Raw genomic sequence first — 24,359 nt, forward strand, 5'->3', positions numbered from 1 at the left:
CCACAAAGATTCGACCAGTCCGGGGTATAAATCATAATTGGCACTGGCTTTACAAGCACCCTGTTGAGTTCTCAAAGAACAACCACACACCGATCAGAAGACCCAACCAGTGGGCCACCATCCCGGGGCTTTTCGTTCCGGTGCTCAGCGCTTTCCAGCGCCAGGCACTTTTACTACGTTACCCGCTGGTTTCTGCCGTGTCAAACCGGTGTTTCGCGGTTCGTCGTGCTTTCTACCGTGTTGCGGGCACCATGTCTCGACCGGCTTGCGCCGCTCTCGTCACGGTGGTGGCAGGCCGGCCGCAGCGGTTTCCCGCTTGCTCGCCCGTTTCCCTGCCGGCTAACTACCTTACCCGGTCGGTTCCGCCGCACCAAATCCGCCTCGCGGCGTTTCCGTGGGCACCACCCGGCGGGATCCGGCCGGCGAACCAGCCCGACCCCGAGGTCGTCGCCGCGCTCCGGCCGCTTCAGGCTTTCGCCTGTTTCGTCCGGTCCGCGCTGGCAGAGAGAAAGTTACGCGTCCGGCCCGATGATCGTCAAATCAGCCGGACGCGTCCCCCGTCACATCGTCGACAACCGACTATTCGCCCAGCTCAACGCCTGCGAACGACCGCTTCCCCCGGCGCAGCACCAGGTACCGACCGTGCAGCAGGTCGTCCGTGGACACCGTGGCGTCCACCTCGGTCACCCGGTTGTTGTTCACGTAGGCACCGCCCTCGGCGATCACGCGCCGCGCCTCCTTGAGCCCCGTCACCAGCCCGGAGTCCCGCAAGAGGCCCGCCACATCCGGCAGCTCGCCAGGGATCCGCACCAGACCGGCCTCGGTCAGCGCCGCGCGCAGCGTCTCCGGGGCCAGATCGTCCAGCGAACCGCGCCCGAACAGCGCCTGGCTGGCGGCGACCGCCTGCCGGGTCTCCTCGGGGCCGTGCACCAGGGTGGTCAGCTCCTCGGCCAGCGCCCGCTGGGCCAGCCGGGCCGCCGGCCGCTCGGCCGTCGCCTTCGCCAGCTCCTCCAGCTCGTCGCGGGAGCGGAAGCTGAAGTACCGCAGGTAGCGGTCGACCTCCCGATCGTCGACGTTGAGCCAGAACTGGTAGAAGGCGTACGGGCTGGTCAGGGTGGGATCGAGCCAGACGGCGCCGCCCTCGGTCTTGCCGAACTTCGTGCCGTCGGCCTTGGTGACCAGCGGCGTGGTGAACGCCTGGACCGGCCCCGCACCCCGGCGCCGGACGTAGTCGACGCCGGCGGTGATGTTGCCCCACTGGTCGGACCCACCGAACTGAAGTTGGCAGCCGTGCCGGCGGTGCAGCTCGAAGAAGTCGTTGGCCTGCAGCAGCTGGTAGCTGAACTCGGTGAAGCTGATCCCCGTCTCCAGCCGCGCGCGCACCACCTCCCGGGCGAGCATCTTGTTGACCGGGAAGTGCTTGCCCACGTCGCGGAGGAACTCGACGACTGACATCTCGCCGGTCCAGTCCAGGTTGTTGACCAGCTGCGCCGCGTTCTCACCCGTGTACGACACGAAGGGCGCGAGCTGCTCGCGGATCCGCTCGACCCAGCCGGCGATCACCTCAGGCGGGTTGAGCGTCCGCTCGGCGCTCTCCTTCGGGTCGCCGATCTGCCCGGTCGCCCCGCCCACCAGGAGCAACGGGCGGTGACCCGCGAGTTGCAGACGGCGGGCAGTGGTGACCTGCATGAGCGAGCCGACGTGCAGGCTCTGCGCGGTGGGGTCGAAGCCCACGTAATAGGTGGTGGCCTCCCCGCCGTCGAGCAGCTCGCGCAGCTCGTCGAGGCCTGTCGAGTCCTGGATCAGGCCACGCCAGAGCAGGTCGTCGGTCAGGGAGTACCGCGTCGGCGGCGGGAGGCTGCTGTCGGTCACGGTCACCGATTCTCCCCCATCGCCGGCACCGACCCGTACCGGGTTTGGCGCAACCCGCTCCGGTTAGGCTTGCGCCCCGTTGATCGAGGAGGGTTTCGCCGTGGAGATGCCGGATCTGACGGGTGGTTTCGTCGCCCTGCTCGGCCTGAAGTTCGAGGAGGCGACCGCCGACCGGGTCGTCATCAGCTGGCAGGTCCGCCCGGAGCTGCACCAGCCGTTCGGCATCCAGCACGGCGGGGTGTACTGCTCGGTGGTGGAGACCGCGGCCAGCGTCGGGGGGTCGCTCTGGCTGGCCGACCGGGGCACGGTGGTCGGCGTGTCGAACCAGACCGACTTCCTGCGGGCCGTCCGGGACGGCGAGCTGCGGGCGGTCGGCACCCCGGTGCACCGGGGTCGCAGCCAGCAGCTCTGGCAGGTGGAGATCAGCGACGCCGACGAGCGGTTGGTCGCCCGGGGTCAGGTCCGGCTGCAGAACCTGTCCCGCGACTGACCGTCGGGCCCGGCCGCGGCGACCCCGGCGATCACCACGCCGACCCCACAGCCTGCGCGGCGGGCGGCGTGGTGCGCTCGCTCGCCCGACGGGTGCTCAGCTGCGGGCCTCGTCCAGCAACGGCTCGATCGACTGGTCGGCGTCGTCACCGTTGTCGTCGCCGTCCTCGGCGGGGACCCGGCTCACGCGTACCTCGGTGATGGCCCGGTGGTCGATGCCGGCCACCGTCAGCACCCAGCCGTCCAGGGTGACGTCCTCCCCGGCGACGGTGGGGATGTGCCCGAGGCGGGCCAGCACCAGCCCGGCGACTGTGGTGTAGTCACCGGCCGGGCGCGAGGGCAGCTCGACGCCGATGTCCGGAAGGTCGTGCACCGGGAACGTGCCGGGCAGCACCACCGCGCCGTCCGGCTCGCGACGCACCGAGTAGCCGTCCCGGTCGGTCTCGTCGTAGATCTCCCCGACGATCTCCTCCAGGATGTCCTCCAGCGTCACGATGCCGTCGACCGCGCCGCGCTCGTCCACGACCAGCGCGATGTGCTGCCGCTCGGCCTTGAACTGGCGCAACGCGTCCACGACCGGCAGCGAGTCGGGCAGCAGCATCGGCGGGCGGGCGATCTCGTCGACCGGCCGGTCGTCGGGCACGCCGACCAGGTCACGCAGGTGGATCACACCGGCGGTGTCGTCCAGGCCGCCGTGGCGCACCACCGGCGCCCGGGAGTGCCCGGTGGCGGCCAGCACGAGCCGCGCGGCCTCCGCGGTGGTCCCGCTGTCGAGCGTGAACACCTGCAACCGGGGTACGAGCACAGCCCGCAACCGCCGGTCGGCGATCTCCACGGCGCCCGCGATGATCGTGCGCTGCTCCTTGGTGAAGCCGTGGTTGCCGGCGACGATGTCGCGCAGCTCGTCCGGGCCGATCTCCTCCGGCTGGTGCTTCGGGTTGAGCCCGAACAGGCGTACGACCAGGTCGCTGGTGGCGCCGAGGGCCCAGACGGCCGGGCGGGTGAGACTGGCGAGCAGGTCGAGCGGGCGGGCCACCAGCAGTGCCCACCGCTCGGCGGACTGCATGGCGATCCGCTTGGGGGCCAGCTCGCCGAAGACGAGGGTGACGAAGGTCAGCGCGAGGGTCACCACCACGATCGCCACCGTCTCGGCGGCGCTCCCGAACATCCCGAGCAGCGGGACGAGGGGCTTGGCCAGGGAGACGGCCGCGGCGGCGGAGGCCAGGAAGCCGGCGAGGGTGATGCCGATCTGGATGGTGGCCAGGAAGCGGTTCGGGTCCTTGGCGAGCCGGGCCAGCACCCGCCCCGCCCGGCTGGTGCGCTCCAACCGCTGGATCTGGCTGTCCCGCAGCGACACCAGCGCCATCTCACTGCCGGCGAAGAGCGCGTTGATGACGACCAGGATCCCGACCAGGGCCAGTTGGCTCCCGTAGCTCTGCACGCCCGGTTCGCTCCCTCGGAGGTGGTGGCACCGGCGAGTACGCACGGCGCCCGCCGGTCGGTGAGCCCGCCCGGCGTACGCGCTTCTGTGCCCCGTGCGGCCTTGGCCGAATCCTGCTCGGGTGACGCTACGCGGAATCGGTGGCCGGTGACGCGGGCAGGTCGAGGACGTACGAGTCGCCCTGGGGGCGGAAGCCGAGCCGGTGGTAGTAGGGAGCGACCATGCCCGGCGGGCTGACCACCCGGTGGAAGCCCCGCTCGGTGAAGAGGCGGCTGCGTCGGTAGACGAACTCGCCGGGGGTGAAGTCGCGGAACTTCGGGGTCACGTAGTCCAGGTCGATCTGGGCGACCCCGCGCGCCTCGGCGTGCGACAGCACCACCCCGACCACCTCGTCAGCGGTGACCACGAGGAAGGCCGACCGGTCGGCGGCGGCCGGATCCCAGTGGAAGTCGGGGTTGAACCGGGCGATGTCCGGTGCGTGGATCCGCAGCGTGTGCGCCAGGAACTGGTCGCCGACGCCGACCTCCACCACCTGGTAGGTCTGCTCGTCGTGGCGGGTCGCGAGCATCCCCCGCAGGTACCAGATGTTGATCACCGCGAGGACGATGTTGAGCCCCACCATGGGCCAGACCTCGAGAGCGGCGTTGTAGCCGATCAGCACGACGCAGCCGACGAGGTTGAGCGCGCGCAGCCGCAGGATGCGCGACTGCAACAGCGACCACACCAGCACCGCGGAGCCGGCCCAGCCGACCAGATCCAACCAGTTCACCCCGCGAGACTAGTGCCCGCCCAGGTCAGGGGCGTCGGCGGGCAGCTCCAGCAGCCACTCCTGCACCTCGGCGCCGCGGCCGTTGGCGTACCCCGAATCCTCGCCGACCACCACGAACCCGCACTTGCGCAGCACCGCGAGGGAGGCGGCGTTGTCCTTGGCGGCGCGGGCGTGCACCGGCCGGGGCAGCTCGCGCAGCAGGGCGGCGAGGGCCGCGGTGGCGTGGCCCCGGCCCCAGCGGGCCGGGTCGATCCAGTAGCTGACCTCGGTCTGGTCGTCGACCGGGAAGGCGCTGACGTAGCCGACCACCTCGCCGTCGGCCTCGACGGTGCGGACCCGGTTCGCCGGGTTGGTGAGCACCCGGGCCCAGTGCCGGGCGAACTCGCGGTGGTCGGACGGGTCCTTGGGGCCGAACGCGGCCATCCGGTTGGCCTCGGGGTCCTGCTGGTGCAGGAAGAACTCCACGAGATCGTCCTCGTGGACCGGCCGCAGCCGCACGTCGGAGGTCATCCGGCGAGGGTACGCAGCGACTGCGACAGTGTCGCGACCCCCGCGCCGTGGGGGCCAGAGGCCGGATGGACGGGCCCAACGGCCCCCCGGCGGCCGCCGTCCGCCTCTGATCCCGCGGATGCCGCCGGATGAGGATGAAGACGGACGAAGGAGGACGTGATGACCATCAGATCTGGTGCCCCCGTGGTGGTGGCGGTGGACGGTTCGACGACGGCGCTGGACGCGGTGCGGGTCGCCGCCCGCGAGGCCGCCACCCGCGGCCGCCCACTGCGAGTGGTGCACGCGTTCGTCTGGCCGCTCTACGACATGCCGCTGATTCCCGTGCAGGGCCCGGTGCTCGACGCCGGACTTCGCGAGCAGGCCGAACAGATCGTCGCCGACGCCGTGACCGAGGCCCACAAGACCGCCTCCGACCTCGCCGTCACCGCCGCGGTCGTCGACGGCCCGGCCACGCCGGTCCTGCTGCGCGAATCCCGGGACGCGGCGCTGCTGGTGCTCGGCAGCCGGGGACTCGATGGCTTCGCGGAGCTGCTGATGGGCTCGGTGGCCGTGCAGGTCTGCGCCCGCGTGGACTGCCCGGTGCTGGTCGTCAAGGGCGAGGTCCGGGCCGACGGGCCGGTGGTGGTCGGCGTCGACGGTTCGGACCTGTCCGCGCAGACGCTGGGCTTCGCCTTCGAGGAGGCCTCGCTGCGAGGCGCCGAACTCGTGGCCGTACACGCCTGGATCACCCCCACCCCCACCATGCCGGGCGACATCCTGCCGCTGGCGTACGGCGTCGAGACGCTTGCCGAAGACGAGGAGCGGGTGCTCGCCGAGTCCCTCGCGGGGTGGTCGCAGCGGTACCCGGACGTGCCGGTGCGGCACCACGTGGCGTACGGCGCGGCGGCGTCGGTGCTGGTCCGCGAATCGGCCACCGCCCAGCTCACCGTGGTCGGCGGGCACGGCCGGGGCACCCTGGCCGGCATGCTGCTCGGCTCGGTGAGCCACGCGGTCCTGCACCAGTCGCACGGTCCGCTGGCGATCGTCCGGCACCACCGCGAGGAAGGCGGGCACTGACCGGCTGGCGCGTTCGGCGCCACCGCCGGCCCCGCGCCGCAGACAATGAGTCGACCGACCCTGGGAGAGCCGATGAACCGACCTGTCGTGGTGGGTGTGGACGGATCGCCGTCCAGCCTCGTCGCCGCGGAGCACGGGGCCCGCGCCGCCCTGCTCCGCTCCCGGCCGCTGCTCCTGGTGCACGGTTACCTGCACCCGCTCGGCTACGGCGTGCCCCTCAACCCGTACGACCTCGGGGTGCCGGCGCCCACCGAGGAGTCGCGCCAGATGTTGGAGAAGACGGCGGCCGACCTGGTCGACAGGTGGCCCGGCCTCGACGTCGAGGCCCGTCAGGTCGCCGGCGGCCCCGGCGCGACGATGGTCGAGGAGTCACGACGGGCGGATCTCGTCGTGGTGGGCAGCCGCGGTCTGGGCGGGTTCACGGGTCTGCTGCTCGGTTCGGTCGGCGCGCAGGTGGCCGCGCACGCGCACTGCCCGGTCCTGGTGATCCGACCGGACGAGCAGCCGATCGACGCGGACGCGCCGGTGCTGGTCGGCGTGGACGGGTCCGAATCGTCCCGGCTGGCCGTGGGCTACGGCGCCACCGAGGCGGCGCTACGAGACGTCCCGCTGGTGCTCGTGCATGTCAGCCCGCTGGACGGGGGCCGGCCGCTGCCGGACGAGGTCGACGAGGCGCAGGCCGCGTACCAGGCGGAGGCGGTGCGGCTGTTGGCCGAGGCGTCCGCGGCCGTCCGGGCCGAGCACCCCGATCTGGTGGTGCGGGAGCATCCGATCCGGGCGGCCGGCGCGGCCCAGGGGCTCATCGAGGCGAGCGGCACGGCGTCGCTGCTGGTCGTGGGCACCCGGGGCCGGCACGGGTTCACCGGTCTGCTGCTCGGCTCGGTCAGCCAGGCTGCGATTCAGCACGCGCGCTGCCCGGTGCTGGTCGCGCATCCGTACGACCCGCCGAGGTGACCGGAGCGTCGTCGCCCCCGCCGAGCATCTGCAGGAAGTCGGTGGTGAGGGCGAACGGGTCGGCGGGGCCGCTGGCGGGCAGCCGGCGCTCGACCTGGTCGGCCAGCTCGCCTGCGGCGCGACGGATGCGGCCGCGCAGGGCGCCGTCGATGGTGCCACCGGACCAGTCCTCCGGGGCGGCGAAGACCGATGTCGGGACCACCACCGCCCGCAGGTAGCTGAACATCGGGCGCAGGGCGTGCTCCAGGGCGAGGGAGTGCCGGGCGGTGCCGCCGGTGGCCCCGATGAGCACCGGCCGGTCGACGAGCGACTCGGCCTCCAGCACGTCGAAGAAGGACTTGAACAGCCCGTTGTACGACGCGTTGAAGATCGGCGTGACGGCGATGATGCCGTCCGCACCGGTCACCGCGTCGATGGCCTCGCGCAGCGCGGCCGGCGGGAACCCGGTGAGCATGTTGTTCACCACGTCGTGGGCGTACTCGCGCAGGTCGACGACCCGCAGCTCCACCTCGGCGCCCCGCCGGACCAGCTCGTCGCGGGTCGCCCCGGCGAGCTGGTCGGCGAGCAGTCGGGTGGACGAGGGCTGACTCAGCCCCGCCGAGACCACGGCGAGCGTACGGCGGGTCATCGGGTCGCCCCCTCCGGCGCCTTGCCCGTCACGTCGTCGACGGCGTGCACGGTGCTGTCCTTCGCGCCACCGGCGGCGGCGACGAGCGAGGCGTGCGTGGGCGCGTCCGGCACGTGCGCCGGGCGCAGGGCGGCGAACTCCTTGCGCAGCACCGGCACGACCTCCTCGCCGAGCAGGTCGAGCTGCTCCAGCACCGTCTTGAGGGGCAGGCCCGCGTGGTCCATCAGGAACAGCTGCCGCTGGTAGTCACCGACGTACTCGCGGAAGCCGAGCGTGCGGTCGATGACCTGCTGCGGGCTGCCCACGGTCAGCGGGGTCTCCCGGGTGAACTCCTCCAGCGACGGCCCGTGCCCGTAGACCGGGGCGTTGTCGAAGTACGGCCGGAACTCCCGGACCGCGTCCTGCGAGTTGCGCCGCATGAACACCTGGCCGCCGAGGCCGACGATGGCCTGGTCGGCGGTGCCGTGGCCGTAGTGCGCGTACCGCTGGCGGTAGAGCCCGACCATCCGCTGGGTGTGCTCCTTCGGCCAGAAGATGTGGTTGGCGAAGAAACCGTCGCCGTAGTACGCGGCCTGCTCGGCGATCTCGGGGCTGCGGATCGAGCCGTGCCAGACGAACGGCGGCACGCCGTCGAGCGGGCGGGGCGTCGAGGTGAAGGACTGCAGCGGGGTGCGGTACTTGCCCTTCCAGTCGACCACGTCCTCGCGCCACAGCCGGTGCAGCAGGTCGTAGTTCTCGATCGCGAGGGGGATGCCGGCGCGGATGTCCTTGCCGAACCACGGGTACACCGGGCCGGTGTTGCCGCGACCCATCATCAGGTCCACCCGGCCGTCGGACAGGTGCTGGAGCATCGCGTAGTCCTCGGCGATCTTCACCGGGTCGTTGGTGGTGATCAGCGTGGTCGCGGTGGACAGCAGCAGCCGTTCGGTGCGGGCCGCGATGTGACCGAGCATGGTGGTCGGGGACGACGGGACGAACGGCGGGTTGTGGTGCTCACCGGTGGCGAAGACGTCGAGCCCGACCTCTTCGGCCTTGCGTGCGATGGCGACCATCGCCTTGATCCGCTCATGCTCGGTCGGCTCCCGACCGGTGGTCGGATCGACCGTGACGTCACCGACGGTGAAGACTCCGAACTGCATGACCAGCTCCTCGCGTGTCAACCGGGTGCCGTCGTGGTACCCGGACGCAGCTCACAACTTATTTGACGAGTCAACTATTCCGTCGGCGGCCGGTCTGGCAGTGGCGCCGGTCACCCTCGGGAATCAGCCCCCGGCGACCGAGGGAAGCACCTGCACCTGGGCGCCCTTCCCGACCGGCGTGGCCAGCCCGCCGGAGTGCCGGCAGTCCTCCCCGTCGACGTAGACGTTGACGTACCGGCGCAGCTCGCCGCGCTCGTCGCGGATCCGCCGAGCCAGCCGGGGATGATCGGCGGCGAGCTCGTCGAGGACCGCGCCCAGCGTGCCGCAGGCGTCGACACTGAGCCGGCTGGCGCCGCCGGCCTCGCCGCGCAGCGGGCCGGGCAACAGCACGGTGACCACTCAGACCACCGCCGCCCGGACGCACAGCACGTCGGGCAGGTGCGCGGCCACCTGCGACCAGGAGTCGCCCTCGTCCCGGCTGGCGTAGACCTCGCCGGAGCGGGTGCCGAAGTAGACGCCTCCCGGTGTGGCGTCGTCGGCGCACATCGCGTCGCGCAGCACCGCTGGATAGAACGGGCCCTCGGGCAGGCCCACCGACAGCGGCTCCCACTTGTCACCGGCGTCGGCGGAGCGGTACACCCGGCAGCGGTGGTCGGTGGGGAACCGCTCGACGTCGGCCACCAGCGGGAACGTCCACACCATGCCGGGCCGCCCGGGGTGCGACACCATCGGGAAGCCGAAGTCGCTGGGCAGCCCGTCGGCGATCGACGACCAGGTGCGGCCGTCGTCGTCGGAGCGGTAGACACCGAAGTGGTTCTGCGCGTACAGCCGCTCGGGGTTGCCGGCGTCCCGCGCGACCTTGTGCACGCACTGGCCGAACTCCGGCCACTCGTCGGCCAGGCCGGCGGCGCGGATGCCCACGTTGCCCGGGGCCCAGCTCGCCCCGGCGTCCTGCGAACGGTAGACGCCGCCGGTGGACATGGCGACCAGCACCCGGGCCGGGTCGCGCGGGTGGGGCAGCACCGTGTGCACCGCCTGGCCACCGAACCCGGCCTGCCAGTGCGGGCGGTGCGGGTGGTCCCAGAGGGCGCGGACCAGCTCGAAGCTGCGGCCACCGTCGGTGGAGCGGAACAGCGCCGACGGCTCGGTGCCGGCCCAGACCACGTCCGGCTCGTCGGCGCCACCCGGCGTCAGCTGCCAGACCCGCCCCAGGCTCGCGCCGGTGTCGGCCGGGAAGGCGACAGGCGCATGGTCGGGCTCGTCCCAGGACGCGCCGAGGTCGTCGCTTGTCGCGACGCTGGGGCCGAAGTGTGAGCTGGTCACCCCGGCGAGCAGCCGCGGGGTGCCGGGGCGGGTGGCGATCGCCACCGCGTAGACGCTCGTGCGCGGGTGGTGCGGACCGCTGACCTCCCAGGTGCGCCGGTCGTCGGTGCTGGTGGCGAGGAACAACCCCTTCGCGGTGCCGATCGCGAGCAGCGTTGCCATGGAGGTCCTCCGAGCCGTCGGTGGGCAGGTGGGGTGATTATGGCCACATCCCCCGACAGACCCTGACGGCCACACGCCGGGAGCCGCCCTCAGCGCCGGACGCGGGGCACGTGGCGCCGGTACGCGCTGACCGTCGGATCACCGTCGAGCCAGAACCGCCAGGGCAGATCGTGCGCGCCGGTCACGCCGACCCGGGGTCCCGCCACCACCGCCTCGGCCGCCACCGGCCGGACCGGCGGACGCAACCGGACCGGGCCGTCGCCGAGCAGGTACGCGCCGTACGCCGCGCGGTCGATGCCGAGCGTGGCGCAGAGCCGGGCCGGGCCCCGGGCCAGGTCCACGTCCCGCCGTACCGCCGGCCGGCGGGCCCGCGCGGCGTCCAGGCCCTCGACTACCTCACCGGCGCGCAGCAGCACGGCGGCGGCCTCCCCCTCGAACCCGGTGACCACGTTCATGCACCAGTGCATGCCGTAGGTGAAGTAGACGTAGGCGTGCCCGGCAGGACCGAACATCACGACGTTGCGGGCGGTGCGGCCCCGGTGGGCGTGCGAGGCCGGGTCACCTGCCGTGCCGGCGTACGCCTCGACCTCGGTGATCCGGACGGTGACCCCGCCGGCGGACAGCCGGCAGCCCAGCAGGCCCCGCGCGGCCGGCAGCAGTGGACCCGCGAGCAGGTCCGCGAGCGCGCCGAGGTCCGGGTTGGCGGCGTGATCATCCGGAAGGACGTCCATGCCCGAACGGTACCCAGGCCACATCCTGGTCATCCCGTCGCCGAGCTTCAACAATCTGTTGACAATGTTGCGTTGATGGGGTGTGCTCGGAGCATGACGACCGAGGAGCTGTTCAGCGCGCCCGACCCGGCCCGGGCCCGCGCCCACCGCACCCACGAGGCGCTGCATCGCATCAGCGAACGCCACGCGGGCTCCGATGCCCGGCGAGGACGCTGGGCCCACCCGTACGTGCTGGACCCGTGGGAGGCGGTGGCCCTGGTCACCGCCCTCGCCGCCGGCGGCGCCGAGCGGGAGCCCACCGAGGAACCGGTGGACGCCGCCGACCTCACCGCCGCGCTGACCCTGCTGCCGCACGTGCGCGCCGAGCTGGACGCCCTGGAGGCCGGGCTGCTGACGCTGGCCCGCGACCGGGGGCTGACCTGGCAGTCCATCGCGTACGGGCTGGGACTGGGCAGCGCGCAGGCCGCCCGCCAACGCTACGAACGGGTGGCCGCCCGCTCCGCTGAGCCGACACCCAACCCGCACGAGGCGCCCGAATCACCAGACCACGCCCGAACAGCGAAGTAATGACCGCGACGCGCAACCGAACCACGACAACACCGTCGCGCCCCGTCGATCGGCAACCACCCCGCGATCTTGCACTTTCTGTCGCGGCATAAGGGGCATACCTCACGATTCGGTGACCGAAAGTGCAAGATCGGCGAGGGCGTGCCTGCGGGCGCCCGGGCGGGCAGACTGTGCGCACGACGAGGAGGCACCCATGGACCGCGCGGAGATGCTGACGTACTGCCTGGCGAAGCCGGGAGCGTGGCTGGACCGGCCGTGGGAGGGCGACGAGGTGGTGAAGGTGGGCAGCCGGATCTTCGCGTTCCTCGGCAACGGCGACGGAAAACCCACTGTCGGCATCAAGTGCGGCCAGACCCGGGAGATCGCCGACGAGTGGCTGCACCGCCATCCCGACGACGCCCGCCCGATGGCCTACATCGGCCGGTCCGGCTGGAACACGTTGCGCCTCGACGGCGGGATCGACGGCGACGAGCTGACCGAGGCGGTCGACGCGTCGTACGACATGGTGGTGGCGAAGCTCCCCAAGCGGGAGCGCCCGACGGCCTGAACCGACAGTGGCGCCGGCGGCTGGCGCCGACGCCACGGCGACCTCAGCGGGGTACGACCCGCTCGGTGGCCCAGTCCCGCCAGCCGGCCAGCCGGTCCGCCGCGGCGGCGAGCTGGTCGGCGACCGGGCCGGGGCCGGTCGAGCCGGGGGTGGTCCGGGCCGCGAGCGCCGACCGCACCGACAGCACGTCGCGCACCGACGGGTTGAGGTGTTCGCTGACCGCGGCCAGGTCGGCGTCGGAGACGTCCTCCAACTCGCACTCGCGGGCCGCGCAGAGCGCCACCAGCCGGCCGGTGATCTCGTGCGCGTCGCGGAACGGCACGTTGCGCCGGACCAGCCAGTCGGCGACCTCGGTCGCGAGGGAGAAGCCGACCGGGGCGGCGGCGACGAGACGGTCCACCCGGACCGTCATCGTGGAGATCATCCCCGCCAGGGCCGGCAGCAGCAGCTCCAGGGTGTCGACCGCGTCGAACGCGGGCTCCTTGTCCTCCTGCATGTCCCGGTCGTACGTCATCGGCAGGCCCTTGAGCATGGTCAGCACCGTCATCAGGCCGCCGACCAGCCGCCCGGACTTGCCCCGGGCCAGCTCGGCGATGTCCGCGTTCTTCTTCTGCGGCATGATCGACGAACCGGTCGCGAAGGCGTCGTCCAGCTCCACCCAACCGAACTCGTGCGAGGTCCAGAGCACCACCTCCTCGCCGAGACGGGACAGGTGCACCCCGATCAGCGCGGTGGTGAACAGGAACTCCGCCACGAAGTCCCGGTCGGCGACCGCGTCCATCGAGTTGGCGAACGACGTCCGGAAGCCCAGTTCCTTGGCCACCGCCACCGGGTCCAACGGAAGCCCGGACCCGGCGAGGGCGCCCGCGCCGAGCGGGCTGATCGCCGCCCGGTGGTCCCAGTCGCGCAGCCGCTCCAGGTCCCGCAGCAGCGGCTGCACGTGGGCGAGCAGCCAGTGCCCGAAGGTGACCGGCTGGGCGTGCTGCAGGTGGGTCATGCCGGGCGCGGCGGTGTCGATGTGCCGCTCGGCCTGCTCGACCAACGCCTCGGCCAGCTCGACGAGGCGACTGGCCACCCCCCGCGCGTGGTCGCGCAGGTAGAGCCGCAGGTCCGTGGCGACCTGGTCGTTGCGGGACCGGCCGGCGCGCAGCTTGCCGCCGAGGCTGCCCAGGCGCTCCAACAGGCCCCGCTCCAGCGCGGTGTGCACGTCCTCGTCGTCGACCGTGGGCCGGAACGCCCCCGAGGCGCAGGCCGCCTCCAGGTCGTCCAGGGCCGCCAGGATCCGTCCCAGTTCCTCCGGGTCGAGCAGGCCGGCGCCGGCCAGGACCCGGGCGTGCGCCCGGGAACCGGCGATGTCGTACGGGGCCAGGCGCCAGTCGAACTGCACGCTCACCGACAGTCGGGCGAGCGCCTCCGCGGGGCCGCCGGCGAACCGGCCACCCCACAGGCTCGTCCGGTTGGTGCCGGCGCTGTTCTCGGTGAGGCTCTTGTCGTCCACGCCGCCCATTGTGGTCCCCATGGTCGTCAGCCACCCAGCCGGGCGTCGCGGGCCGCGGACATCCGACTCGGAAGGCCCCACAGCTGCACGAAGCCCTTCGCGAGGGTCTGGTCGAAGGTGTCGCCGGTGTCGTAGGTGGCCAGCCCGAAGTCGTACAGGCCCTCGTCGGAGCGCCGGCCGGTGACGGTGGCCCGGCCGCCGTGCAGCGTCAGCCGCACCTCGCCGCTGACGTGCCGCTGCGCGTCGTCGATGAACGCGTCCAACGAGTCCTTCAACGGCGAGAACCACAGGCCGTCGTACACCAGCTCACCCCAGCGCTGGTCCACGCTCTTCTTGAACCGGGCCAGGTCCCGCTCGACGGTCACCGCCTCCAGCTCCTGATGGGCGGTGATCAGCGCGATCGCGCCGGGCGCCTCGTACACCTCGCGGCTCTTGATGCCCACGAGGCGGTCCTCGACCATGTCGAGCCGGCCCACGCCCTGGGCGCCCGCGCGCCGGTTCAGCTCCAGGATCGCCTGGTACGGGGTGACTGTCTCACCGTCGATCGCCACCGGCACGCCGCCGTCGAAGGTGATCACGATTTCGTCGGCGTCGCGGGGCTCCGCCGGGTCGGCGGTGTACGAGTAGAGGTCCTCGATCGGGGCGTTCCAGATGTCCTCCAGGAAACCCGTCTCCACCGCGCGGCCCCACAGGTTCTGGTCGATCGAGTACGGGGACTTCGCCGACACGTCGATCGGCAGCCCCTTCTCCTCGGCGAACGCGATCGCCTTGTCCCGCGTCCAGGCGAAGTCGCGGGCCGGGGCGATGATCTTCAGCTCGGGGGCGAGCGCGCCCAGGCCCACCTCGAACCGGACCTGGTCGTTGCCCTTGCCGGTGCAGCCGTGCGACACGATCGTCCCGCCGTGCTTGCGCGCGGCCGCCACCAGGTGCTTGACGATCAGCGGCCGGGACAGCGCCGACACCAGCGGGTAGCGGTCCATGTAGAGGGCGTTCGCCCGGATCGCCGGCACGCAGTAGTCCGCGGCGAACTCGTCGCGCGCGTCGACGACCTCGGACTCGGCGGCGCCGCAGTCCAGGGCGCGCTGCCGGATCGCGTCGAGGTCCTCACCGCCCTGCCCGACGTCGACCGCCACCGCGATCACCTCGGCGCCGGTCTGCTCGGCCAGGTAGGGAATCGCCACGGAGGTGTCCAACCCCCCGGAGTACGCGAGGACGACCCGCTCGGTCATGACGTGGTGTTCCCTTCAACGGTGTCGTCCCGGCGGGCCCAGCCGGCGAGCTTGTCACCGAGCGCGGCCCCACCGACGGCCTCGCGGGCCACGACGAGGATGGTGTCGTCGCCGGCGATGGTGCCGACGATCTCGGGCAGGCCCGCCCGGTCCAACGCGCTGGCCAGGTACTGGGCCGCGCCCGGCGGGGTGCGCAGCACGGCGATGTTGCCGCTGGCGTCCACCCCGTTGAGCAGTTCGCGCAGCAACCGCACCAGCCGGGCCGGCGCCGCCTCGGCATCGCGCAGCGGCCGCTTTCCGTCCTCGGGGATCAGGTAGACGGCCGGGCCGTCACCGCCGCGCACCTTCACCGCGCCCAGCTCCTCCAGATCGCGCGAGAGGGTGGCCTGGGTGACCCCGACGCCGTCGGCGGCGAGCAGGTCGGCCAGCTCGGTCTGCGAGCGCACGGGCCGGTCCCGGATCAGCTCCACGATCCGGGCGTGCCGGGCGGCGCGGGTCAGCGGGGCGGTCATCGCGTCGTCCCGGACGCCGCGAGCAGGAACGTCAGCAGCGCCTTCTGGGCGTGCAGCCGGTTCTCCGCCTGGTCGAAGACCGCGCTCTGCGGGCCGTCCAGCACCTCGTCGGTGATCTCCTCACCCCGGTGGGCGGGCAGGCAGTGCAGCACTATCGCGTCCGGTGCGGCCTGGCCGAGCAGCTCCTTGTTGACCTGGTACGGCAGGAACGGGGTGACCCGGTCCAGTCCGTCGGCCTCCTGGCCCATCGACGTCCACGTGTCGGTGGCCAGCACGTCGGCGTCGCGGACCGCCTGGGCCGGGTCGGTCAGCACCCGTACCGAGCCGCCTGTGCCGGCGGCGATCCCGGCGGCCTGCCGCACCACCGCCTCGTCCGGCGCGAACCCGGCCGGGCCGGCGATCCGCACGTGCATCCCGGCCGTCGCACCGGCCAGCAGGTACGACTGCGCCATGTTGTTGGCGCCGTCGCCCACGTAGGTGAGGGTGCGGCCGGCCGTGCCACCGCACCGCTCGGAGATGGTGAGCAGGTCGGCCAGCAGCTGGCAGGGGTGGAAACCGTCGGTGAGCGCGTTGATCACCGGGACGCTCGCGCCGCTCGCCACCTCGGCGATCCGGTCGTCGCCGTGCGTGCGCAGGACGATCGCCGCGACGTAGCGCGACAGCACCCGGCCCGCGTCGGCGAGCGTCTCGCCCCGCCCGAAGTGGGTGACCTGGGTGTCCACGACCAGGGGATGCCCGCCCAGCTCGGCGATGCCGGCGTCGAACGAGATCCGGGTCCGCAGGCTCTGCTTGTCGAACAGCACCGCCACCGAGCGGGGGCCAGCCAGCGGCTGGTGGCCGAAGCGGTCGGCCTTCATCCGCGCCGCCAGGTCGAGCACGCTGGACTGCTCGGCGGGCGAGAGGTCGTCGTCGCGCAGAAAATGCCGGATCATGCGGTCGTTCCCGTCGTGGTGGTGGTCGGCGTCGTGGAGGTGGCCGGCGTCGTCGTGGTGGCCGGCGTCCGGTCGCTGCCGGCGGCCGTCGCGTCCAGGGCCGCCGGGAGCGCGGCGAGGAAGGCGTCGACCTGGTCGGCGGTGAGGATCAGCGGCGGAGCGAGCCGGAGTACCCCCGGCTGCACCGCGTTGACCAGGAAACCGGCGTCGCGCAGCGTCTCGGCGAGCACCGGCCCCACCGGCGCGGTGAGGGTCACGCCGAGCAGCAGCCCGGCCCCGCGTACGCCGTCGATCAGCGGATGGCCCAGCGCCTCGACGCCCCGACGCAGCCGTTCGCCGACGCGCTTGACGTGGTCCAGCAACCCCTCGTTGGCGATCGTGGCCACCACGGCGAGCGCGGCGGCGCAGCTCACCGGGTTGCCGCCGAAGGTGGTGCCGTGCGAGCCGGGGGTGAGCAGGTCGGCGGCACGGCCGAAGGCCAGCGTCGCACCGAGCGGCAGCCCGCCACCCAACCCCTTGGCCAGGGTCACCACATCGGGCTCCACGCCCTCGGCCTGGTGGGCGAACCAGTGCCCGGTGCGGCCGATGCCGGTCTGCACCTCGTCGAGCACCAGCAGCGCGCCGTGCCGGTCGGCGATCCGCCGCGCTGCCGACAGGTAGCCGGCCGGCGGGACGACCACACCGTTCTCGCCCTGGATGGGCTCCAGGATGACCATGGCGGTGGCGTCGGTGACCGCCTCCTCGAGGGCGGCGACGTCGCCGAAGTCGACGTGGGTCACCTCGCCGGGCAGCGGCCGGAACGGGTCGGCCTTGGCGGGCTGACCGGTCAGCGCGAGGGCACCCATGGTGCGACCGTGAAAGGCCCCGTTGGTGGCGACCACGTGGCTGCGCCCGGTGCGCCGGGACAGCTTGAACGCGGCCTCGTTCGCCTCCGCGCCGGAGTTGGCGAAGAAGACCCGGCCGGGCCGGCCGGCGAGCGCCAGCAGCAGCTCCGCGAGGGCGACCGGCGGCTCGGCGATGTAGAGGTTGGAGACGTGCCCGAGCGTCGCGACCTGCCGGGACACCGCAGCCACCACCGCCGGGTGGGCGTGACCGAGGGCGTTGACCGCGATCCCGCCGACCAGGTCCAGGTATTCGCGGCCCGTGTCGTCGACCACCACGGCGCCCGCGCCGGAGACCAGCGCCAGCGGCGGCGTGCCGTAGTTGTCCATCATGGACTGCGTCCACCGTTGCGCCAGACTGCTCATGCCCCGACCATCCCGTCCTGAAGCACCACCATCGTTCCGAACCCTTCCGAGGTGAAGACCTCCAGCAGCGTGGAGTGCGCCACCCGGCCGTCGACGACGTGCGCGGCGGGCACACCCCCGCGCACCGCCCGCAGACAGGCCTCCATCTTGGGCACCATCCCCGACTCGAGACTGGGCAGCAGCTTCGCCAGGTCGTCCGCGGTGATCTCGGAGACCAGGCTGGTGGTGTCCGGCCAGTCCGCGTACAGGCCGGCCACGTCGGTGAGCACAACCAGCTTGCGGGCCCGCAACGCGACGGCGAGGGCGGCGGCGGCGGTGTCCGCGTTGAGGTTGTGCAGGACCCCGTCCGCGTCCGGCGCGACGGTGGAGATCACCGGGATCCGGCCGGCGTCGATGAGGTCGGTCACCGCGGACACGTCCACCGACTCGACGTCGCCGACCTGCCCGACGTCGACCGGCAGCCCGTCCACGTACGCCGGGCGGCGCACCGCCGTGAACAGCCGCGCGTCCTCGCCGGAGAGCCCGACGGCGAACGGACCGTGCGAGTTGATCAACCCGACCAGCTCCCGGCCCACCTGCCCGACCAGCACCATCCGGACCACGTCCATCGCCTCGGCGGTCGTCACCCGCAGGCCACCCCGGAACTCGCTGGCGATGCCGAGCCGGCCCAGCATGGCCGAGATCTGCGGGCCGCCGCCGTGCACCACGACGGGCTTGAGACCGGCGTAGCGCAGGAACACCATGTCGGCCGCGAACGCCCGTTGCAGCGCCGGCTCGGTCATGGCGTTGCCGCCGTACTTGACCACCACGGTGGAGCCGGAGAACCGCGCCAACCAGGGCAACGCCTCGATCAGCGTCTCCGCCTTGACCTGGGCGCGGGTGAGATCACCGCTGAGACTCATGTTGAGTACGCCGAATTCTCGTGCACGTACGCGTGGGACAGGTCGTTGGTCCAGATCGTCGCCACCGCGTCACCGGCGTGCAGATCGATGCGGATCGTCACGTCCCGCCCGGTGAGGTCGACCTTCGAGCGGTCCTCGGCGGCGGCGCCACCCCGGCACACCCACACTCCGTTGACCGCGACGTCCACCTCGTCCGGCTCGAACGCGGCGGCGGTGGTGCCCACGGCGGCGAGGATCCGGCCCCAGTTGGGGTCGTTGCCGAACAGCGCGGTCTTGACCAGGTTGTTGCGGGCCACCGAGCGGCCGACCTCGACCGCGTCGTCCTCGTCGGCGGCGCCGACCACGTCGATGGCGACCTGCTTGGTGGCACCCTCGGCGTCGGCGATGAGCTGCTGGGCGAGGTCGTGGCAGGCCGTCGTGACCGCGGCGGCCAGCTCGGCCGGGGTGGGCTCGATGCCGCTCGCGCCACTGGACAGCAGCAGCACCGTGTCGTTGGTGGACATGCAACCGTCGGAGTCGACCCGGTCGAAGGTCACCCGGGTGGCCGCGCGCAGCGCCTCGTCCAACGCCGCCGGCCCGGCCACCGCGTCGGTGGTGAGCACGCAGAGCATGGTGGCCATCCCCGGCGCGAGCATCCCGGCGCCCTTGGCCATCCCGCCTACCGTCCAACCGCTGCCCCGCGCCACAGTGGTCTTCGGCCGGGTGTCGGTCGTCATGATCGCTTCGGCGGCCGCCGGACCGCCGTCGCGCGACAGACCCCGGATGGCCGTACGGACGCCGGGCAGCAGCTTCGACATCGGCAACCGCTCACCGATCAGGCCGGTGGAGCAGACCGCCACCTCACCGGCGCCCAGGAGCAGCCGCGGGCTGACCGCGCTCAACGCGGAGGCGGTGTGCTCGGCCGTGGCGTGCGTGTCCTGGAAGCCGGCCGGGCCGGTGCAGGCGTTGGCGCCACCGGAGTTGAGCACCACCGCCCGGACCACACCGCCCTGCACGACCTGCTGGCTCCAGCGCACCGGAGCGGCCTTGACCCGGTTGGTGGTGAAGACACCGGCGACACCGGCGTCCGGGCCGTCGTTGACCACCAGGGCGACGTCCGCGCCCCCGCTGGCCTTCAGACCGGCGGCCACCCCGGCCGCCCGGAAACCCCGAGGGGTCGTGACACTCACGGCGCCTGCCTTTCCGTCGCGACTGCTGCACCCCTCGCGCTCACGGGCTCACTCCCCAGATCGACAGGCCCGTCGTCTCCGGCAGGCCGAGCATCAGGTTGGCGTTCTGCACGGCCTGGCCGGCCGCGCCCTTACCGAGGTTGTCCAGTGCGCTGAGCACGATCAGGCGACCCGAGTCGACGTCGACGGTGGCCTGCAGGTGACACGAGTTGGAACCCAGCGTGGCGGCGGTGTGCGGCCAGCGTCCCTCCGCCAGCACGTGCACGAACGGCGCGTCCGCGTACGCCTGCGCCAGCACCTGCTGCGGGTCGACGCCGCGCGCCGGCACGGCGGTGACCGTGGCCAGGATGCCGCGCGGCATCGGCGCGAGGACCGGGGTGAACGACAGAGCGGTCGCCCCGGACGCCTGCTTGATCTCGGGCACGTGCTGGTGGGTGCCGACCCGGTACGGCGACAGGTCGCCCTGCACCTCGCTGGCCAGCAGGTGCGGCTTCGCCGCCCGGCCCGCGCCGGACGTGCCCGAGGCGGCGACCACCACGACGTCGGCGGGGCTGGCCGCGCCGTCGGCGATCAGCGGCGCGAGCGCCAGGGTGATCGCGGCGGCGTAGCAGCCGGTGTTCGCCACCCGGGTGGAGCTGGCGATCAGCTCCCGCTGGCCGGGCAGCTCGGGCAGCCCGTAGGTCCACTGCCCGGCGTGGGTGCCGCCGTAGTACTGCGCCCAGGCGTAGGGGTCGGCCAGCCGGTGGTCGGCGCCCAGGTCGACGATGCGTACCTCGGGCGGCAGTTGGGCCGCGAGGGCCGCCGACTGGCCGTGCGGCAGCGCCAGGAAGACCAGGTCGGCGTCGGCCAGGGTCGACGGGTCGGTCTCGCCGAGCACCAGGTCGAGCCCGGTGAGCTGCGGGTGGACCACGTCGACGCGGTGCCCGGCCTGGCTGTGCGCGGTGGCGGCGACCAGGTCGAACTCCGGGTGCCCGGCGATCAGGCGCAGCAGCTCGCCTCCGGCGTACCCGCTCGCTCCGGCGACCGCGACTCGGATCCCCATACTCACCTCCGCATGACTATGCAGGAAAGATTAACAAGGACGACTCATGAGTGCAAGTTCATGCAGAGTAGTGCATGCTAATGAACAGGGGGACCCCTACTTCCGGCTCCTTCGGGCCGCCGGCAGAGCCGGGACCGGGCGCACCGGGGTGCACTCTGGGCCGGATTCGAGACGTTGAGCCTGCACCGGGCGCCCGAGCCCCTGGTGGGGCCGGGCGCAAGCCGGTCGCGCTCCTGGGCGCCCACCCTCTGCACACCGAGCAGGTCCGGCGTGGAACGGCAACGGAACGGGCGGAGGCTCCCGTAGTCGCCACGGATTGCACGTCGACTTCCCCTCTCACCCTTTCCGCCGTATAAGGCATTTACCACCATCGACGCCGAGCCTCGGAATCGACCGTCCACAACAGCCGAAAACAGACCGGCCACTCCAACCACTCAGACTCACCTTAAACGCTCAGGTGACAAACATTCCGCAACCTCGGAGAAACCCATTGCCGGTCGTCGGTCAAAGACGATAAGCAGTCACTAGGCATTGACATCGATCGTGTCGCCGGGCAGGCTTTGCAAATCGATGGCTCCCTTCACTCCGCAGGGCTCTTATCGTCCGCCCGCGGCGGATTGCGGCCGTTTCCCGATGGATCGGAGAGCTGATGCGCGTCGCCCTTCTCACCACGACGCAGCATGGTCATCTCAACCCGTACGTTCCGGTGGTCAACGCCCTCCGAGCCGCCGGAAGCGAGGTCACGCTGTTGTTGCTGTCCGCCGACGGGGGCGTGCTCGACGAGCAACGCCGCCAAGCCCTCGGCAAGGCGCGGGTCCACCTGATCGGGCAGGTCGAGATGGGGCCGTGGAGCGGCGATCCGGCGAACATCGGCCCGATGCTCCAGGCGTCACCGGTGGCAAAACAGACGAGTGAAGCGCTGCGCGCGACGGCAGCGGATTTCGTGCTCGTCGACTCGCTGCCGGTCACCGCGTCGGCCATGGTCGGCACCGAGGCTTCCGGAATCCCGTACGGAATGATCTGGGCAAACCTGGGGGGAGTGTGCCCGCGCGAGCACCGACGGGGCCGCTGGGCGTACGACGAGCAGGTCGGCGAGTATCTGACCCGGCACGGGGTGGGGTGGTCGACCCGGACCCATTCGGCGCGTTCACCGATTCTCAATCTGATGCCGACGATTCCCGCCCTCGTCCGGGCCGACGCGGTCACTGACGACGGTGTGCGGCTGGTGGGACTGCCCGGTGCGGCGGGGACGCGCGGCGACGAGGTCGACTTCCCGGCGCTGGATCGGATCGACCCCGACCGACCGCTGGTGTACGTGTCCTTCGGCACGATCTTCTACCGGCGGCCGGACCTGCTGCGCACGGTCGTCACCGGCGCGGCGGCGACCGGCGCGCAGGTGATCGCCGCGGTGGGCGATCTCGCCGCGGAACTCGCCCTGCCCGACGACGTGCTCACCGCTGGATATCTGCCGCAACGTGCGGTGCTGGAACGCGCCGACGTCTTCGTCACCCACGGCGGTTACAACTCCGTGGCGGAGTCGATCCGGGCGGCGACACCGATGCTGGTGATCCCGCTGGCCGTGGACCAGCCGATTCAGGCGTACTTCGTGGAGAGGGCGGGCTTCGGGACGGCGCTGGAGCCAGCCGGTGTCACCGCGCAGGCGGTCGCCGGCGCCGTCACCGACCTGCTCGATCCGGCCCGGGGCTACCGGGCGCGGCTGCGCGCCGCGCAGCCGGAGTGCGGCGATTCCGCGGCACGGACGGCGGAGCTGGTCGTCGGCACGGTCAGGACGCTACGGCGAGAGGACGTGCGGTGAGTACCGAACTGCGGTGGCCGGTGGGTGACCCGATCGTGCTCGACGATCGCGAGCGCCTCTCGTTCCGGGTGGATCGCCGCGCCTACACCGACGACGACCTGGCCGAACGGGAGATGACCAGGATCTTCGACCGTTGCTGGTTGTACGTCGGGCACGAGTCGGAGGTTCCCGCGCCGGGTTCCTACGTCGCGCGTGACGTCGGCGGGCGTCCGGTGGTCATGGCGCGCGGATCCGACGGGGTGATCCGGGTGTTCGCGAACAGCTGCCCGCACCGGGGGGCGCTGATCTGCTCGCAGCCGGCCGGGCGGGCCAGGTCGTTCCGGTGCCCGTACCACGACTGGACGTTCTCCAACCGGGGCGACCTGGTCGGGGTTCCGATCCCGGACGGGTACGGGCCGAGCTTCCGCAAGGCCGACTTCGGCCTCGCGCAGCACCGCAGCGACGGTTACCGCGGCTTCGTGTTCGTCACCTTCGACCCCCGGCAGCCGCGCACCCTGACCGAGTACCTGGCGGGCGCGACGGAGTACCTCGATCTGATCGACGACCAGTCCGAGGTCGGGATGGAGGTGATCCAGGGCGCGCAGCTGCACGGGGCGCGGGCGAACTGGAAGCTCATGATGGAGAACAGCGTCGACATCTACCACTTCCGGGCCCTGCACAAGCGTTACGTCGGCTACATGGAGTCGCTGGGATCGGTGCCGCCACGACGTCGGGGCGGCTTCGGCCGCGCGCTCGGGTGGGGCCACGGCGCCAACGAGCTACCGCCGGCGGCGGCCCGCCCGCTCGCGTACTGGACGCCGATGTTCGGCGCCGAGGTCCGGCCACGGATCGAGGCGACCGCCGCACGGTTCGTCGACCGGTTCGGTGCCGAACGCGCCGAGCGGATCACCGGCACCAACCGCGCGCTGCTGATCTTCCCCAACCTGATGATCATCGACGCGATCGCGATCACCATCCGCAAGATCGACCCGATCGGCGCCGGCCAGATGGCCATCACCTCGGTCGCCCTGGCCCCCAAAGACGAGGATCCGGACATCCGGGAGCTCCGCAAGAGTCACTACCTGACGTTCCTCGGCCCCGCCGGCTTCGCCACCCCCGACGATATCGAGATCATCGAATCGTGTCAGCGGGGCTATCTCAACCGCGCGGTCCGCTACTCGGACCTGTCCCGCGGCATGAACAAGGCCGTCCCGGAGACGACCGACGAGCTTCCGGCCCGTGAGTTCTGGCGGCAGTGGGACCGGCTGATGTACGGCGACGACGAGCACCCCGAGGTCGTTCAGCGGGCGCAGCGGCAAGGGGTGGAGGTGCGATGACCATCGAGCTGACTGTCGACGACACGGCCCAGGTGCGGTTGTGGCACCGGGTGAGCCAGTTCCTCTTCCGCGAGGCGCGGCTGCTCGATGAGTGGCGCCTGCTCGAGTGGTACGACGAGATGCTGACCGACGACATCCGCTACTCGGTCCCCGCCACCGACGTACGCGACGAGGCCGACGCGCTCGGGCTCATCGACGACGACGCCGCCCGGCTGCGCCAGCGGGTCGAACAACTCCTTGCCGGTGAGGTGTGGTGCGAGAACCCCCGCTCGCGGACGCATCGGATGATCAGCAACGTGGAGGTGCTCATCGATCGGGGCACGCACCTCGACGTGGTGGCGAATGTCGTCGTCCACCGGTTCGGGCACCGGCGCTCCGACGTGTACGTCGGGAAGTACCGGTTCGCGCTCGTCGTCGACGGGGAGTCGTTCCGGATCCGGAGACGGGTCGTGGTGCTCGACCACGAGACGTTGGTCGAGCATGGAAAGCTCAGCATCATCCTGTGACC

The 24,359-nt window shown here is 72.1% G+C and carries 25 protein-coding genes; 8 read left to right on the forward strand and 17 right to left on the reverse strand.

Features of this window, described 5'->3' with window-relative positions; translation table 11 throughout:
• Window positions 1-579 precede the first annotated feature (579 nt).
• Window positions 580-1,872: a tyrosine--tRNA ligase gene (tyrS, locus tag AB0B39_RS28730; RefSeq protein WP_357575925.1), complete on the reverse strand. Its 1,293-nt coding sequence runs from the start codon at window positions 1,870-1,872 to the stop codon at window positions 580-582.
• Between the two features lie 106 nt (window positions 1,873-1,978).
• On the opposite strand from tyrS, the gene AB0B39_RS28735 reads away from it, so the two are divergent.
• A complete protein-coding gene (locus tag AB0B39_RS28735) occupies window positions 1,979-2,362 on the forward strand; it encodes a PaaI family thioesterase (RefSeq protein ID WP_234588831.1) in 384 nt (127 codons plus the stop codon).
• Window positions 2,363-2,458: 96 nt separating this feature from the next.
• Here AB0B39_RS28735 and AB0B39_RS28740 read toward each other — a convergent pair whose 3' ends face one another.
• The 3 genes from AB0B39_RS28740 to AB0B39_RS28750 all read right to left on the reverse strand — a co-directional run bounded on the left by AB0B39_RS28740 (window position 2,459) and on the right by AB0B39_RS28750 (window position 5,081).
• Entirely contained in the window at window positions 2,459-3,802 is a 1,344-nt protein-coding gene (locus AB0B39_RS28740; RefSeq protein WP_357497796.1) for a hemolysin family protein, read from the reverse strand.
• Window positions 3,803-3,929: 127 nt separating this feature from the next.
• Window positions 3,930-4,571, reverse strand: a complete 642-nt coding sequence (locus AB0B39_RS28745) for a YgjV family protein (RefSeq protein ID WP_234588825.1) — start codon at window positions 4,569-4,571, stop codon at window positions 3,930-3,932.
• Between the two features lie 9 nt (window positions 4,572-4,580).
• Complete coding sequence (locus tag AB0B39_RS28750) at window positions 4,581-5,081, reverse strand: GNAT family N-acetyltransferase (protein ID WP_234588824.1); 501 nt, start codon at window positions 5,079-5,081, stop codon at window positions 4,581-4,583.
• Window positions 5,082-5,240: 159 nt separating this feature from the next.
• Between AB0B39_RS28750 and AB0B39_RS28755 the strand changes: the two genes are divergently transcribed.
• Together AB0B39_RS28755 and AB0B39_RS28760 are read left to right on the forward strand one after the other, a co-directional pair.
• The gene (locus AB0B39_RS28755; RefSeq protein ID WP_357575874.1) at window positions 5,241-6,137 is read left to right on the forward strand and encodes a universal stress protein; all 897 of its coding nucleotides are present in this window, start codon (window positions 5,241-5,243) and stop codon (window positions 6,135-6,137) included.
• Window positions 6,138-6,209: 72 nt separating this feature from the next.
• Window positions 6,210-7,091 carry a universal stress protein gene (locus AB0B39_RS28760; protein WP_357575875.1) on the forward strand — a complete coding sequence of 294 codons (882 nt, stop codon included), beginning with the start codon at window positions 6,210-6,212 and terminating at the stop codon, window positions 7,089-7,091.
• Here AB0B39_RS28760 and AB0B39_RS28765 read toward each other — a convergent pair.
• The 5 genes from AB0B39_RS28765 to AB0B39_RS28785 all read right to left on the reverse strand — a co-directional run bounded on the left by AB0B39_RS28765 (window position 7,021) and on the right by AB0B39_RS28785 (window position 11,074).
• A complete protein-coding gene (locus AB0B39_RS28765; RefSeq protein ID WP_357575876.1) occupies window positions 7,021-7,719 on the reverse strand; it encodes an FMN reductase in 699 nt (232 codons plus the stop codon). The genes AB0B39_RS28760 and AB0B39_RS28765 overlap by 71 nt on opposite strands.
• A complete protein-coding gene (locus tag AB0B39_RS28770) occupies window positions 7,716-8,858 on the reverse strand; it encodes an LLM class flavin-dependent oxidoreductase (RefSeq protein ID WP_357575877.1) in 1,143 nt (380 codons plus the stop codon). Before AB0B39_RS28770 ends, AB0B39_RS28765 begins: the two co-directional genes overlap by 4 nt.
• A gap of 123 nt (window positions 8,859-8,981) precedes the next feature.
• Entirely contained in the window at window positions 8,982-9,257 is a 276-nt protein-coding gene (locus AB0B39_RS28775; RefSeq protein ID WP_357575878.1) for a ubiquitin-like small modifier protein 1, read from the reverse strand.
• Window positions 9,258-10,343, reverse strand: coding sequence for an exo-alpha-sialidase (locus AB0B39_RS28780; RefSeq protein WP_357575879.1), 1,086 nt, complete (start codon window positions 10,341-10,343; stop codon window positions 9,258-9,260).
• An 89-nt stretch (window positions 10,344-10,432) separates the two neighbouring features.
• Window positions 10,433-11,074 (reverse strand): DNA-3-methyladenine glycosylase, encoded by a 642-nt coding sequence (locus tag AB0B39_RS28785; RefSeq protein WP_357575880.1) that lies wholly within the window; start codon window positions 11,072-11,074, stop codon window positions 10,433-10,435.
• Window positions 11,075-11,167: 93 nt separating this feature from the next.
• Between AB0B39_RS28785 and AB0B39_RS28790 the strand changes: the two genes are divergently transcribed.
• Entirely contained in the window at window positions 11,168-11,641 is a 474-nt protein-coding gene (locus AB0B39_RS28790) for a DNA-binding protein (RefSeq protein WP_357575881.1), read from the forward strand.
• Window positions 11,642-11,834: 193 nt separating this feature from the next.
• Window positions 11,835-12,188, forward strand: a complete 354-nt coding sequence (locus tag AB0B39_RS28795; RefSeq protein WP_234588815.1) for an MmcQ/YjbR family DNA-binding protein — start codon at window positions 11,835-11,837, stop codon at window positions 12,186-12,188.
• A gap of 43 nt (window positions 12,189-12,231) precedes the next feature.
• On the opposite strand, the gene argH is transcribed toward AB0B39_RS28795, so the two are convergent.
• The 8 genes from argH to argC are packed head-to-tail and all read right to left on the reverse strand — an operon-like array spanning window position 12,232 to window position 20,719.
• Entirely contained in the window at window positions 12,232-13,695 is a 1,464-nt protein-coding gene (gene argH / locus AB0B39_RS28800) for an argininosuccinate lyase (RefSeq protein ID WP_357575926.1), read from the reverse strand.
• A 17-nt stretch (window positions 13,696-13,712) separates the two neighbouring features.
• Window positions 13,713-14,915: an argininosuccinate synthase gene (locus tag AB0B39_RS28805; RefSeq protein ID WP_357575882.1), complete on the reverse strand. Its 1,203-nt coding sequence runs from the start codon at window positions 14,913-14,915 to the stop codon at window positions 13,713-13,715.
• Window positions 14,912-15,427 (reverse strand): arginine repressor, encoded by a 516-nt coding sequence (locus AB0B39_RS28810; RefSeq protein WP_234588813.1) that lies wholly within the window; start codon window positions 15,425-15,427, stop codon window positions 14,912-14,914. Before AB0B39_RS28810 ends, AB0B39_RS28805 begins: the two co-directional genes overlap by 4 nt.
• Window positions 15,424-16,359: an ornithine carbamoyltransferase gene (gene argF / locus AB0B39_RS28815; protein ID WP_357575883.1), complete on the reverse strand. Its 936-nt coding sequence runs from the start codon at window positions 16,357-16,359 to the stop codon at window positions 15,424-15,426. The genes AB0B39_RS28810 and argF overlap by 4 nt, the downstream gene beginning before the upstream one ends.
• Window positions 16,356-17,606: an acetylornithine transaminase gene (locus AB0B39_RS28820; protein ID WP_357575884.1), complete on the reverse strand. Its 1,251-nt coding sequence runs from the start codon at window positions 17,604-17,606 to the stop codon at window positions 16,356-16,358. The genes argF and AB0B39_RS28820 overlap by 4 nt, the downstream gene beginning before the upstream one ends.
• Entirely contained in the window at window positions 17,603-18,508 is a 906-nt protein-coding gene (gene argB / locus AB0B39_RS28825) for an acetylglutamate kinase (RefSeq protein ID WP_357497773.1), read from the reverse strand. The genes AB0B39_RS28820 and argB overlap by 4 nt, the downstream gene beginning before the upstream one ends.
• Complete coding sequence (gene argJ, locus AB0B39_RS28830) at window positions 18,505-19,677, reverse strand: bifunctional glutamate N-acetyltransferase/amino-acid acetyltransferase ArgJ (RefSeq protein ID WP_357497771.1); 1,173 nt, start codon at window positions 19,675-19,677, stop codon at window positions 18,505-18,507. The genes argB and argJ overlap by 4 nt, the downstream gene beginning before the upstream one ends.
• A 40-nt stretch (window positions 19,678-19,717) precedes the next feature.
• Entirely contained in the window at window positions 19,718-20,719 is a 1,002-nt protein-coding gene (gene argC / locus AB0B39_RS28835) for an N-acetyl-gamma-glutamyl-phosphate reductase (RefSeq protein WP_357497769.1), read from the reverse strand.
• Between the two features lie 649 nt (window positions 20,720-21,368).
• On the opposite strand from argC, the gene AB0B39_RS28840 reads away from it, so the two are divergent.
• From AB0B39_RS28840 to AB0B39_RS28850, 3 genes are read left to right on the forward strand one after another with little or no spacing between them, the layout of a single operon-like run.
• Window positions 21,369-22,535 carry a glycosyltransferase gene (locus tag AB0B39_RS28840; protein ID WP_357575885.1) on the forward strand — a complete coding sequence of 389 codons (1,167 nt, stop codon included), beginning with the start codon at window positions 21,369-21,371 and terminating at the stop codon, window positions 22,533-22,535.
• The gene (locus AB0B39_RS28845; RefSeq protein WP_357575886.1) at window positions 22,532-23,851 is read left to right on the forward strand and encodes an aromatic ring-hydroxylating dioxygenase subunit alpha; all 1,320 of its coding nucleotides are present in this window, start codon (window positions 22,532-22,534) and stop codon (window positions 23,849-23,851) included. The genes AB0B39_RS28840 and AB0B39_RS28845 overlap by 4 nt, the downstream gene beginning before the upstream one ends.
• The gene (locus tag AB0B39_RS28850; protein WP_357575887.1) at window positions 23,848-24,357 is read left to right on the forward strand and encodes an aromatic-ring-hydroxylating dioxygenase subunit beta; all 510 of its coding nucleotides are present in this window, start codon (window positions 23,848-23,850) and stop codon (window positions 24,355-24,357) included. Before AB0B39_RS28845 ends, AB0B39_RS28850 begins: the two co-directional genes overlap by 4 nt.
• Window positions 24,358-24,359 lie beyond the last annotated feature (2 nt).

Source organism: Micromonospora sp. NPDC049114, assembly GCF_040648635.1.
Lineage (GTDB): Bacteria > Actinomycetota > Actinomycetes > Mycobacteriales > Micromonosporaceae > Micromonospora.

What these genes read in the sequence shown, in the direction of transcription:
- AB0B39_RS28735 (WP_234588831.1), top strand. Translation starts at nt 1,979, where the DNA reads ATGCCGGATCTGACGGGTGGTTTCGTCGCCCTGCTCGGCCTGAAGTTC.
- AB0B39_RS28750 (WP_234588824.1), bottom strand. Translation starts at nt 5,081, where the DNA reads ATGACCTCCGACGTGCGGCTGCGGCCGGTCCACGAGGACGATCTCGTG.
- AB0B39_RS28755 (WP_357575874.1), top strand. Translation starts at nt 5,241, where the DNA reads ATGACCATCAGATCTGGTGCCCCCGTGGTGGTGGCGGTGGACGGTTCG.
- AB0B39_RS28760 (WP_357575875.1), top strand. Translation starts at nt 6,210, where the DNA reads ATGAACCGACCTGTCGTGGTGGGTGTGGACGGATCGCCGTCCAGCCTC.
- AB0B39_RS28765 (WP_357575876.1), bottom strand. Translation starts at nt 7,719, where the DNA reads ATGACCCGCCGTACGCTCGCCGTGGTCTCGGCGGGGCTGAGTCAGCCC.
- AB0B39_RS28770 (WP_357575877.1), bottom strand. Translation starts at nt 8,858, where the DNA reads ATGCAGTTCGGAGTCTTCACCGTCGGTGACGTCACGGTCGATCCGACC.
- AB0B39_RS28780 (WP_357575879.1), bottom strand. Translation starts at nt 10,343, where the DNA reads ATGGCAACGCTGCTCGCGATCGGCACCGCGAAGGGGTTGTTCCTCGCC.
- AB0B39_RS28785 (WP_357575880.1), bottom strand. Translation starts at nt 11,074, where the DNA reads ATGGACGTCCTTCCGGATGATCACGCCGCCAACCCGGACCTCGGCGCG.
- AB0B39_RS28790 (WP_357575881.1), top strand. Translation starts at nt 11,168, where the DNA reads ATGACGACCGAGGAGCTGTTCAGCGCGCCCGACCCGGCCCGGGCCCGC.
- AB0B39_RS28795 (WP_234588815.1), top strand. Translation starts at nt 11,835, where the DNA reads ATGGACCGCGCGGAGATGCTGACGTACTGCCTGGCGAAGCCGGGAGCG.
- argH (WP_357575926.1), bottom strand. Translation starts at nt 13,695, where the DNA reads ATGGGCGGCGTGGACGACAAGAGCCTCACCGAGAACAGCGCCGGCACC.
- AB0B39_RS28805 (WP_357575882.1), bottom strand. Translation starts at nt 14,915, where the DNA reads ATGACCGAGCGGGTCGTCCTCGCGTACTCCGGGGGGTTGGACACCTCC.
- AB0B39_RS28810 (WP_234588813.1), bottom strand. Translation starts at nt 15,427, where the DNA reads ATGACCGCCCCGCTGACCCGCGCCGCCCGGCACGCCCGGATCGTGGAG.
- argF (WP_357575883.1), bottom strand. Translation starts at nt 16,359, where the DNA reads ATGATCCGGCATTTTCTGCGCGACGACGACCTCTCGCCCGCCGAGCAG.
- AB0B39_RS28820 (WP_357575884.1), bottom strand. Translation starts at nt 17,606, where the DNA reads ATGAGCAGTCTGGCGCAACGGTGGACGCAGTCCATGATGGACAACTAC.
- argB (WP_357497773.1), bottom strand. Translation starts at nt 18,508, where the DNA reads ATGAGTCTCAGCGGTGATCTCACCCGCGCCCAGGTCAAGGCGGAGACG.
- argC (WP_357497769.1), bottom strand. Translation starts at nt 20,719, where the DNA reads ATGGGGATCCGAGTCGCGGTCGCCGGAGCGAGCGGGTACGCCGGAGGC.
- AB0B39_RS28840 (WP_357575885.1), top strand. Translation starts at nt 21,369, where the DNA reads ATGCGCGTCGCCCTTCTCACCACGACGCAGCATGGTCATCTCAACCCG.
- AB0B39_RS28850 (WP_357575887.1), top strand. Translation starts at nt 23,848, where the DNA reads ATGACCATCGAGCTGACTGTCGACGACACGGCCCAGGTGCGGTTGTGG.